Below are 9,881 nucleotides of genomic sequence, written 5' to 3'. Positions count from 1 at the left end.
TCTTGGTCGTTCTCACTGACCATCGCACGATGGCTCACCCCGTCGCGGTCACGACGCCGCGGGCCCGAAAGACCACCACCCCGCGGGACTCCAGGTGGATGATGCGCGGCGAACTCAGGAGATAGATCAGGTCATCGCCGCGCTCGCCAAGCACGTATGCCTTGACGGGTGCCTCTTCGCCGACCTTGAGTACCTCCGATGGCAGCCAGGGCGTGCTTGCGGTAGAGAAGATCATCTGGACCAGGACGCCAGCAACGAATATCCAATACTCAAAGTGGGTCGCGCCTTCTTGGACGCTGGATGGAATCAGGGGACGACCGGGACGCTTCCGCCGAAGAATCCAGACCAGCAGTGCGATGATCCCGCTGAGCCCAGCCCATAGGACCACAGCGTATGCCGGAATGACCGCGAGACAGATTGTCAGCCCGACAATGACCAGGCTTGCGGACGCTGCCAACTCGGTGCGGTTCCTACCCCGAAAGAACTTGACAACCCACGGAACGCCAACACCAACAAGGGTGACCATTATCAGCGGCAGCGTCGCGACGAGGCCGCCCACCACGATGTTCGTGGTGTTCGTAGCAGAGAGTATTCCGAGTGCCGTCGTCGTGTTCCAGCCCGATACAGCGAGCAAACGCAGGATCAGAAGCAGCGACACGAGACCGCTGACTAGAAGCGCGGGATGTTCGCGCCAGAAGGGTCGCGTGGTTGGTGTGGGCGTGGCTTCGGACATCACGTGCTCAGTTTGCCCAATGTCTGCGGGGCAGCGTGCGCTCGATGACGGGAGGATCCGAATCCGATCGCGCGCTACAGTCGGCTCGTGGAACGCAAATACCAGGTTTGAACGTGCGCAACGCTATGGAGGACTTCCACGTTACCAACCTGTCCGATGAGCAGATGGCGGAACTGAACCCGATCATCCGGCAGGCCATCTTTGACACTGTGGTGATGATCGAGCAGATGGACGATCTGGACACGGCTGAACATCTCTCATGGCTGATCCGCATGATCCCGGACTACTGGGAGATCCCGAACGCCGGGTATCGGATCGATGTGGAGGACGACGCGCCGGAGCGTTACTAGCCGCCTCTCAGTCGAGCGTGACAACGCAGTCGTGCTGCTGTCCGTTCGGACGGGTCCAATGCAGCTCAGCCGTGATCTGAAGCGGCGAGGCCATGCTCTGGAACCAGTCGAGTCGAAATGACTGGCCGGGCCGCATGTCGTCCGTGTCGGGCATCGTCACGCTCAGTCGCTCCTGAGCGTGCTTGTCGTCCATCTTCACGACGACCCCGGTCACGCGTTCCTCGCCGCCCAGAACAAACTTCCAGCGGCGCCCACTCGAGACATACTCCGACACCATCGTCCAAGGGTTCTTGTAGCGATCTCGCTCGGCTCGCTCACGAGCGTTCTGCTCCTCGATCGCCGACGCTATCCGTTCAGATGCTGCGGCGGCCCGCTCCTCATGCTTCTGCGCCTCCCCGGCCGAGGAACGGGCTTCAAGACGAGCTCTACGTGCTTCAAATGCCTGCCAGCCTGCAATCACTGCGGCAACGACGGCGATAACCGGGGCGATCCACTCCATGGCGTTGACGGTAGCGTGCGGCTCGGACGCTCGCGGAGCGCGGATCCCCTGGGGCGGTATCGCGGGGCAGGGCACCGCGCATTGACAGGGGCGTATCGTCTACGCATGCTTCACTACCTCGCACTGCTTGCGCGTCTCGATGGTGTTGATGGGCCACCGCTGTCCGAGCACATCTACCGCGTCGCGTCGCCGTCGCTGTTGGATGTCGACGACTCGATTATTCGTCTCGATCCCACCGACTCGTTCGCCCATGCCTTGGGCACTTACCGCACGCCGATCTCTCTGCTGCGATGGATGGACGCTAGACAAGACGGAAGTCCTGTCGAGAGCCAAGCGGTCGCGTCCGAGCTGGGCGCTCTACTCACCTTTGTCACGGATCGTAAGGTCAACGTCGCGGCAACCGAGATCACGCTCCGGATGCAAGGCAGTGAGTTCACCGAGTTCATGCCCGCTGCGATCAACGACACCGGATTGGTGGGGCCGATACAGGTTGACGTTCGGAAGGGCGTTGAACTGACCTCCCGATACCTCCGCAGCCTGTCACCAGATGATGCTGTCGCGATCGGCGCCGCGATTGACCTTCACTATGCCGCCGTCCTTCTTCATGACTCGGATGTCAACACCGCCTCGACACTCGTCGTCGCAGGGATCGAGACACTCGTGACGCGCTTCGGACAGGCCGAGCCAGTGTGGGCGGACTACGCAGACGGGCCCCGCTTCGACGCACGATTCACAGAGCTGGGACTATCTGATGTCCAAGCAGAGCAACTCCGACTCGAGATACTTCAAGGCCAGCACCTTCGTCTCCAGCAGCGCTTCGTTTCGTACGTTCTGGAGGGCCTCAAGGACAAGTTCTGGGAAACGAAGGTGGAGCACTTCACCCCGGGCCTAAAGATGGACCCGAAAGGGAACAGCCGGTTCCTTGGCTATACGCTCGCGGACACAAAGCCGATCGGCAATTGGGTTCCGCAAGACCGCAGCCTCCTGAAAAGGCGCCTTGCCGCGACCTATGCAGCGAGATCGCGATACGTGCATGCCGGGTCGAGGTCACACAACCTGAGTACGGCGCTTGGACCCGCCACAGGCCAGAACGCCCATTCGGACCAAGGGAAGGTTCCCCTTGCCTTCGCCGGTCTTCGCCGAGTCCTTCGCGAACTCATCTTCGTCGAAATGAACAAGCGAGCGAAGGACATGCCTCTGCCCGAAGTTCGACTAGTTCGGAATCCGCCTCCGGAGGCACAGCGCCAGTCAATGTGAAGTGCGGACCTCAATGGGCCAGCTCACCTAGGACGGCCGTCTTCCACGCGGCCGAAGCTCCACGCCAGCCGCATGAAGCTGACGAGCGACCCGGTGCGGCCCCATGTGGTGTTGGGCGGCAAGTTCCGCGAGCGTCGCACCCTGGGCGTAGGCGTCCGCCAGGACCTGCTGCTCTGGCGTCACGATGCCGGATAGCCGCTCGAGACCATGCTTTCGCACGATCTCGTGCAACGCCGAGCGGTGCACGTCTAGCTTCCGCGCCCATTCCCGAACGTTGCCACCACGGCGATACGCTTCACAGAACTCGGCAATCTCGGCAGGCGTGAGCCGCCGAGCCTGCCGCGGAACCACCCGCTCCACCACGGCCCGCTCCCCTGTGAGGACGGCCAACGTGCGGAGCCGCGCCGCATCCGCTGATTTATTCGAGTACGCGTTCACGAGCCCCACCATCACGATCGGGAGCGCTGGCGTTCGGACAGAGCCGCCTCGGCGGTCTGCAACGTCGCGGTCAGTCGCGCAAGTTCGGCGCCATCGACGGGGAGCGCAGAGAGCAGTCGCGCCCACGCTGCGCGGACGCGGGCGAGATGTTCGTGCGACTCGGCCGTGACCGTGATGCGCACGGTGCGTCCATCGTGCGGGTCAGGGTTCCTGCGGATCAAGCCCTTTCGCTCCAGCTCGCGCAGCGCCGCGCTGGCATTGCTGCTCTTCAGGGACAGATCGGCGGCGAACTCGGATGACGTGATACCCGGATGCCGGTCGATGTGCTGCATCGCCAAAGCTTCCAGTGGCGTCAGGGCAATCGCGCCCGACTCTTCAGGAGTGAGGGCGTGGAGTTTTCGCGCCACGCTCAGCACGACATCCGCAAGGTCGGCAAGCGCATCGACTCTCGTCATTCTGCTATCCTTGCATACCTATTTTTATATAGCTATCTAGTGAGGGGCAGCATGCCCGAGACGACTCCCAGATCGGCGGTGAGCGTGCCGCTACTCATCACGCTCGCGCTCTTGTCGACTGCCGCACCATTCGCCACCGATCTGTACCTCTCTGCGTTCCCGGCAATGACCGCCGACCTCGGCACGACTGCCGCGGGAGTGCAGTTATCACTCACGGCATTTCTGCTCGGTGCCGGCATCGGTCAGCTCGTCTTCGGACCGCTCTCCGACCGCATGGGCCGGTACGGCCCACTGCTTATCGGCCTTGCTCTCTACATTGCAGCAAGTGCCGCAGCAGCGCTTGCCCCCACGATCACTGCACTCATCGTCGCCCGTCTTGTGCAAGGCCTCGCGGGCTCTGCCGGGATGGTCATTGGCCGAGCGATCATCTCGGACCTCGCCCACGGCGCCGAGGCCGCCCGCGCCATGGCGATCATGATGCTTGTCGGCGGCATTGCCCCCATCGTCGCGCCGTTTGCCGGAAGCCTGTTGGCCGAACCGCTCGGGTGGCGCGGACTGCTCTGGATCGTGACGGGCGTCGGCATTGTCACCGTTCCGCTCGTCCTGCTCTTCGTCCGCGAGACCCACCCGCGCACTGTCCGCGAGCAGCACCGCACGCACGCATCTGCACCTGACGCGCGGCTACTCTCGCGTCGCTACCTCGGCTTCGCCGGAGCCTTCGCCTTCGGGTTCGCAACCCTCATGGCGTATATCTCGGCGTCGCCGTTTCTCTACCAGTCGATGATGGGCTTCACAGAGGTGCAGTATGGACTGGCCTTCGCTCTCAATGCCATCGCCCTGACCGCTTCGAGTATCGTCGGAACCCGCCTCACCCACCGCGTCAGCGTTGCCCGCCTGTTGCAGGTGGGTCTGCTCTGGAACCTCGGGGCCATCCTCGCGCTGCTCGTGCTGGTGCTCGCGAACGTCCCGGCAATCTGGCTCGCGCTGCCCATCGTCGCGGCAGTTGCTTCCGTGGGTCTTGTTCTCGGAAATGCCACAGCGCTCGCGCTGGATGTCGTGCGCTCGCGCGCGGGCACAGGATCCGCCTGGCTCGGCTTCCTGCAGTTCAGCCTCGCCGGCCTCGTCTCACCGCTGGTGGGAATCGGCGGGGAAGACACCGCGATGCCGCTCGCCCTCACGATGCTCGCGGCATCCATCGTGGCAAACGCGGCATTCCTGATCGCGCGAGGCGCGCCAGAACGCGGGCGCAACCCGCAGCCGCAGCTCCCAGCGACAACCTGAGAGCGTTCAGCACAGTCGTCGCCGCCTGCGAACGACGGGATGGGCTAGGCCGATTCGACTGGATCGCCGACACGGAGAACTCCGCCGCCGTCCTCGGGAAGCAACAGCACTCCCAGCGTTGGAACGGACTGCCCGAACTCCCGCGTGAGGACTCGCAGCAGCGGGACATCCTGGCGTCCGGTGTCAGGGTTGGCCATGATCGCGGCGCATCGCACGATGGGCCGCTGCACCGCGAAGACGACGTCGCCGATCCGCACCCTCCCCTGCCACTGGAGCTCACTCCACGGCGGAATGCCCTCGACCACGATGTTGGAGCGGAATCGGCGATCATCGACCACGGCATCGGTGGTGCGGTCGAGTGCTGCGACGGATGCCGCCGCATGAACCGACACATACCCACGCGGCCGATCCTGAAACCGTGAGGTGACGCCGTCACCGACGAGGCGCAAGGGAAGCCTTCCCGGGCGCTCCAGATGACGCGCGTCGGGAGTCTGCCGCAGCCACGCAGTGACGGCGTCCTCAATCTGCTGGCGTCCCGCGTCGTCGAGCGCGGCGTCCACGAGCGGGTGCTCGCCATCGCTAATCGTGAGATGGCCCCTGCCGCTGTCGTAGGTCAGCCGAAGGCGCGCGAGCGAGGGCATGTCCATGAGTGCGAGCCCGCGCTTCTTCGGCCAGTACGGCAGCCCGCCCTCATCCTCGGGCTCGACGGCGTCCGCGAACCGGAAGGCGAGCACCCGATCACCCTCGACGCGCCCGTCGTCCTGCACCACGATCTGCTCGCGCACTTCGGGCGTGAAGCCCTTGACCGGGTAGCGATAGAGCGCGGCGACGGATGCCATGCGGCAATGCTCCCACGGGCCGGGCCAGCATCCCGTCGAATAGACTGCGATCAATGGATGCCGGAACGGATGCCGCACTCACGTCGCTGGGCGACCCGACCCGCGCCCGCATCCTGAGTCTCATGCGCTCGTCCCCCGAGGGCCGCGCGCTCGTCGGGCGGCTCGCGACCGAACTCGGACTGCGCCAACCCACCGTCAGTCACCACATGAAGACGCTCCTGGCCGACGGGATCGTGACCCGCGAACCCCAGGGTCGGCAGGTCTGGTACTCAGTGGCTCCGGATGCCGCCGACCGCGTCGATGCCATCCTGGGCCGGCCACGGCAGACGGCATCGGTCGACCTGGACCGGCTCGCGACCGACCTGGTGGCGCGATTCGGCGAGCGCGTAGACGCCGACCAGATTCGTGAGGTCATCGCCGACAGCCACGCGCGCCTCTCGGCGACGGATGCCCCGCTCCTGGCATCCCGCACGTTCTCATTCGCTGCCAGCAGGCTCGAAGCCTTGGCGGCGGCCGACTCGACAGCGACACCCCCGAGCGTGCTGTTCGTGTGCGTGCAGAACGCGGGCAGATCGCAGCTCGCCGCCGGCATCCTGCGCCACCTCGCCGGCGACGCCGTCACGGTGCGCACAGCCGGCTCAGCACCCACGGCCGACGTCCGCTCCACGATCGTCGCCGCGCTGGATGAGATCGGCGTCTCAATCGGCGATGAGTTCCCCAAGCCGCTGACCGACGAGGCAGTTCGTGCCGCGGATGTCGTCATCACGATGGGATGCGGCGACGCCTGCCCTATCTATCCCGGAACGCGATACCTCGATTGGGATCTGGAGGATCCCGTCGGCAAGCCGCTCGCAGCGGTGCGCGGCATCCGTGATGACATCGACAGGCGGGTCAGGGAACTTCTCGCAGAGCTCCGCTCCGCCGAGAAGGTGAACACTCGCTGAACCGACCCCGGTGCGCCTTCCCAAACAGATAGACGTGCATCTATGCTTTTCTCGTCCTGAGAAAGGTGAACCCCATGTCGACAACCCTTCCCGTCGTCCTGTTCGTGTGCGTCCACAACGCTGGGCGCTCGCAGATCGCCGCTGGATACCTGCAGGCCCTCGCCGGCGACCGCGTCGAGGTGCGATCCGCCGGATCCCAGCCGAAGGATCAGATCAACCCCGTCGCCGTGCAGGTCATGGCCGAGGAAGGCATCGACATCGCGAACAACAGCCCAAAGGTGCTCACTGTGCAGTCCGTGCAAGAGTCCGACGTCGTCATCACGATGGGATGCGGCGATGCCTGCCCGATCTACCCCGGCAAGCGCTACGAGGACTGGCAGCTCGACGACCCCGCCGGCCAGGATGTCGAGACAGTGCGTCGCATCCGTGACGAGATCCGGGCACGCGTCGAGACCCTGGTGTCCGAAATCGCCCCCGCAGCGTGACTCCCGCTCCCCTCTTCCGGCGCGCCCTCGCCGAGTTGCTCGGCACCGGACTGCTCGTCACGGTCGTTGTCGGCTCGGGCATCATGGCGACCCGGCTCACGACGGATGTCGGCATCCAGCTGCTCGCCAACAGCATCGCCACGGCGCTCGGCCTGTCGGTTCTGATCCTGATGTTCGGCACGATCTCGGGCGCCCATTTCAATCCGGCCGTGTCACTCGTGGACTGGGTTCTCGGGCGACGCCGCCGCGTGGGACTCTCAGCACCGGCGCTCGGGATCTACACGCTCGCACAGGTCGCCGGCGCCATCGGCGGGGCGGTCCTCGCCAACGTCATGTTCGACGTGCCGACGAGCCTGTCGAGCACCGCCCGAGCGACCCCGGCAACGCTGGTCGCCGAGGTCGTCGCCACCTTCGGGCTCGTGCTGCTGGTCGTTGCACTTGCCCGCACCGGGCGCGGTGCAGCGGCAGCCCCGGCGGTCGGGGCTTATATCGGCGCGGCGTACTGGTTCACCAGCTCGACGTCCTTCGCGAACCCTGCTGTCACCGTCGGGCGCCTCTTCAGCGATACGTTTGCCGGCATCGGGGCCTCATCGGTGCTTCCGTTCATCGCCGCACAGCTTGTCGGCGCGGCGATAGCCGTACTCGTGGCGATGCTCCTCTTTCCCCACGTCACCGATGCCGCCGAAGAGATCGTGATCCCGCATCCGGATGCCGAGCCCGACGTGTCAGCCGTTCACCGGCGCGACCGAACCGCCCCGTAGAATCCGGCCGTGACCGCGAGCGCCCCCGACACCGCCGCCGCTTCGCCCCGCGGCTCGGTCGCCGAGGTGTTCTGGGCGTTCTTGCGTCTGGGCGTGACGTCGTTCGGCGGCCCCATCGCCCACCTGGGATACTTCCGCGACGACCTCGTGGCGCGGCGCCGGTGGATGAGCGACAAGGCGTACGCCGACCTGGTTGCCCTGTGCCAGTTCCTTCCCGGGCCCGCGTCGAGCCAGGTCGGCTTCGCGATGGGTCTTCACCGCGCGGGAACGCTCGGTGCCCTCGCCGCCTTCATCGCGTTCACGCTGCCCTCGGCAATCCTCATGGTCGCCTTCGCGTTCGGCGCGGCCCTGTTCGATGGTGTCATCGGCGCGGGCCTGCTAACGGGTCTGAAGATCGTGGCGGTGGCAATCGTCGCGCAGGCGGTATGGGGAATGGCGAAGACCCTCACCCCCGATGCGCGGCGGGCCTCGATAGCCGTCGTCGCGGCAGTCGTCGCACTCCTGCTCGCGGGATCGATCGGGCAGGTGCTCGCGATCGTCCTCGGCGCGGTGGCTGGCCTCCTCCTGTGCCGCTCAGAGCCGACCACGCTCGGTGAGACCGAGCTCATGCGTTTCCCGGTATCGCGCACAGCGGGAATCACCAGCCTGGGGACGTTCGCCGGCATCCTGCTCGGGATGCCGATTCTGGCCGCTCTCACCGGCAGCGGCGCAGTGAGCCTGTTCGACACGTTCTACCGCGCCGGAGCTCTCGTGTTCGGCGGCGGCCACGTCGTCCTTCCGCTGCTGCAGGCGGGGCTTGTCGAGACGGGTTGGGTGAACCCCGAACAGTTCCTCGCCGGCTACGGCGCCGTCCAGGCGATGCCCGGGCCGCTGTTCACCTTCTCGGCCTACCTCGGCACGCTCTCAACCGTCGGGCCGGGCGGCGTGCTGGGCGCCGCTATCGCGCTGGTCGCGATCTTCCTCCCCGGCTTCCTGCTGCTCATCGGCGTGCTGCCATTCTGGAACGCGCTGCGCACCCGAACCTGGATGCAGTCACTCATGCGCGGCGCGAACGCGGCCGTGGTCGGCATCCTCGGCGCGGCTCTCTACGACCCGCTCTTCACGACGGGGATCGTCGGCGCAGGGTCGTTCAGCCTCGCGCTCGTGTGCTTCGTGCTGCTTGTCGCGTGGAAGTTGCCACCCTGGCTAGTCGTGATCGTCGGGGGCACCGGCGGCATCCTGCTGGCGGTTCTCGGAGTCTCGTGATCAGGTCGGGATCTCGACCAGTTCCGCTCCGGCGTACGCAACCTCGGCGAGCGCGGCGTCACTCGACTCGACAGCAACCCCCGCAATGAGGTTCGTGATCACCCGCACCCGCCTGCCGTGCGCGATGGCATCCAGGGCCGAGGCCCGCACGCAGTAGTCGGTAGCGATCCCCGCGACATCCACCTCGAGGATGCCGTGCTCGGTCAGCAGATCCGACACCTTGGCGCCGTCATCCGTCGTCCCCTCGAACAGCGAGTACGCCGGTTCGCCCTGCCCCTTCTTCACATGGTGGGTGACGGATGCCGTGTCGAACGCCGGATCGTACTCGGCGCCCTCCGTGCCGCTGACGCAGTGGACCGGCCAGGTGTCGACGAAGTCTGGCTCAGGATGAAAATGCCCGCCATTGTCGTGATCGGGATGGTGCCAGTCGCGCGAGGCGACGATGATGTCGTACTCCTCGGCGTGTGTCACGAGGTACTGCGAGATCCGTTCGGCTACGGCGTCCCCGCCTTCGACACCAAGTGCCCCGCCTTCGGTGAAGTCGTTCTGGACATCGACGATGAACAGTGCCCTACCCATGCCTCAAGGCTACGC

Annotated in this window: 13 protein-coding genes; 7 read left to right on the top strand and 6 right to left on the bottom strand. The window is 65.7% G+C overall.

Annotated features, from left to right (window positions below):
• Positions 1 to 34: 34 nt before the first annotated feature.
• Positions 35 to 736, bottom strand: coding sequence for a hypothetical protein (locus tag BGO47_RS07955; protein WP_292710293.1), 702 nt, complete (start codon positions 734 to 736; stop codon positions 35 to 37).
• A gap of 41 nt (positions 737 to 777) precedes the next feature.
• Between BGO47_RS07955 and BGO47_RS07950 the strand changes: the two genes are divergently transcribed.
• Entirely contained in the window at positions 778 to 1,083 is a 306-nt protein-coding gene (locus BGO47_RS07950; RefSeq protein ID WP_292710290.1) for a hypothetical protein, read from the top strand.
• Between the two features lie 7 nt (positions 1,084 to 1,090).
• On the opposite strand, the gene BGO47_RS07945 is transcribed toward BGO47_RS07950, so the two are convergent.
• Positions 1,091 to 1,582 (bottom strand): hypothetical protein, encoded by a 492-nt coding sequence (locus tag BGO47_RS07945; protein ID WP_292710287.1) that lies wholly within the window; start codon positions 1,580 to 1,582, stop codon positions 1,091 to 1,093.
• A 198-nt stretch (positions 1,583 to 1,780) separates the two neighbouring features.
• Between BGO47_RS07945 and BGO47_RS07940 the strand changes: the two genes are divergently transcribed.
• The gene (locus BGO47_RS07940) at positions 1,781 to 2,839 is read left to right on the top strand and encodes a hypothetical protein (RefSeq protein ID WP_292710284.1); all 1,059 of its coding nucleotides are present in this window, start codon (positions 1,781 to 1,783) and stop codon (positions 2,837 to 2,839) included.
• Positions 2,840 to 2,866: 27 nt separating this feature from the next.
• Here BGO47_RS07940 and BGO47_RS07935 read toward each other — a convergent pair whose 3' ends face one another.
• Together BGO47_RS07935 and BGO47_RS07930 are read right to left on the bottom strand one after the other, a co-directional pair.
• Positions 2,867 to 3,277 carry a hypothetical protein gene (locus BGO47_RS07935; RefSeq protein WP_292710281.1) on the bottom strand — a complete coding sequence of 137 codons (411 nt, stop codon included), beginning with the start codon at positions 3,275 to 3,277 and terminating at the stop codon, positions 2,867 to 2,869.
• A gap of 11 nt (positions 3,278 to 3,288) precedes the next feature.
• Positions 3,289 to 3,732 carry a MarR family transcriptional regulator gene (locus BGO47_RS07930; protein ID WP_292710278.1) on the bottom strand — a complete coding sequence of 148 codons (444 nt, stop codon included), beginning with the start codon at positions 3,730 to 3,732 and terminating at the stop codon, positions 3,289 to 3,291.
• Positions 3,733 to 3,783: 51 nt separating this feature from the next.
• On the opposite strand from BGO47_RS07930, the gene BGO47_RS07925 reads away from it, so the two are divergent.
• Positions 3,784 to 5,013, top strand: coding sequence for a multidrug effflux MFS transporter (locus BGO47_RS07925; RefSeq protein ID WP_292710275.1), 1,230 nt, complete (start codon positions 3,784 to 3,786; stop codon positions 5,011 to 5,013).
• Between the two features lie 44 nt (positions 5,014 to 5,057).
• On the opposite strand, the gene BGO47_RS07920 is transcribed toward BGO47_RS07925, so the two are convergent.
• Positions 5,058 to 5,852 (bottom strand): MOSC domain-containing protein, encoded by a 795-nt coding sequence (locus tag BGO47_RS07920; protein WP_292710273.1) that lies wholly within the window; start codon positions 5,850 to 5,852, stop codon positions 5,058 to 5,060.
• A 53-nt stretch (positions 5,853 to 5,905) separates the two neighbouring features.
• Between BGO47_RS07920 and BGO47_RS07915 the strand changes: the two genes are divergently transcribed.
• The 4 genes from BGO47_RS07915 (at position 5,906) to chrA (ending at position 9,287) form a co-directional block, all read left to right on the top strand.
• The gene (locus BGO47_RS07915) at positions 5,906 to 6,796 is read left to right on the top strand and encodes a metalloregulator ArsR/SmtB family transcription factor (protein ID WP_292710270.1); all 891 of its coding nucleotides are present in this window, start codon (positions 5,906 to 5,908) and stop codon (positions 6,794 to 6,796) included.
• Positions 6,797 to 6,870: 74 nt separating this feature from the next.
• Positions 6,871 to 7,281, top strand: a complete 411-nt coding sequence (locus BGO47_RS07910) for an arsenate reductase ArsC (protein WP_292710267.1) — start codon at positions 6,871 to 6,873, stop codon at positions 7,279 to 7,281.
• A complete protein-coding gene (locus BGO47_RS07905) occupies positions 7,278 to 8,042 on the top strand; it encodes an MIP/aquaporin family protein (RefSeq protein WP_292710264.1) in 765 nt (254 codons plus the stop codon). The genes BGO47_RS07910 and BGO47_RS07905 overlap by 4 nt, the downstream gene beginning before the upstream one ends.
• A 9-nt stretch (positions 8,043 to 8,051) precedes the next feature.
• Positions 8,052 to 9,287 carry a chromate efflux transporter gene (gene chrA, locus BGO47_RS07900; RefSeq protein WP_292710262.1) on the top strand — a complete coding sequence of 412 codons (1,236 nt, stop codon included), beginning with the start codon at positions 8,052 to 8,054 and terminating at the stop codon, positions 9,285 to 9,287.
• Here the strand turns inward: chrA and BGO47_RS07895 are convergent, their stop codons facing one another.
• Positions 9,288 to 9,866: an isochorismatase family protein gene (locus BGO47_RS07895; RefSeq protein WP_292710260.1), complete on the bottom strand. Its 579-nt coding sequence runs from the start codon at positions 9,864 to 9,866 to the stop codon at positions 9,288 to 9,290.
• Positions 9,867 to 9,881 lie beyond the last annotated feature (15 nt).

The sequence above is a fragment of the Microbacterium sp. 67-17 genome, from assembly GCF_001898325.1.
Lineage (GTDB): Bacteria > Actinomycetota > Actinomycetes > Actinomycetales > Microbacteriaceae > Microbacterium > Microbacterium schleiferi.
Note: the sequence above shows the minus strand (reverse complement) of the source record. Positions and strands in the feature narration are given on the sequence as shown.

Coding starts and splice junctions, on each gene's coding strand:
- BGO47_RS07925 (WP_292710275.1), top strand. CDS start 3,784: ATGCCCGAGACGACTCCCAGATCGGCGGTGAGCGTGCCGCTACTCATC.
- BGO47_RS07945 (WP_292710287.1), bottom strand. CDS start 1,582: ATGGAGTGGATCGCCCCGGTTATCGCCGTCGTTGCCGCAGTGATTGCA.
- BGO47_RS07930 (WP_292710278.1), bottom strand. CDS start 3,732: ATGACGAGAGTCGATGCGCTTGCCGACCTTGCGGATGTCGTGCTGAGC.
- BGO47_RS07910 (WP_292710267.1), top strand. CDS start 6,871: ATGTCGACAACCCTTCCCGTCGTCCTGTTCGTGTGCGTCCACAACGCT.
- BGO47_RS07895 (WP_292710260.1), bottom strand. CDS start 9,866: ATGGGTAGGGCACTGTTCATCGTCGATGTCCAGAACGACTTCACCGAA.
- BGO47_RS07915 (WP_292710270.1), top strand. CDS start 5,906: ATGGATGCCGGAACGGATGCCGCACTCACGTCGCTGGGCGACCCGACC.
- BGO47_RS07950 (WP_292710290.1), top strand. CDS start 778: ATGACGGGAGGATCCGAATCCGATCGCGCGCTACAGTCGGCTCGTGGA.
- BGO47_RS07920 (WP_292710273.1), bottom strand. CDS start 5,852: ATGGCATCCGTCGCCGCGCTCTATCGCTACCCGGTCAAGGGCTTCACG.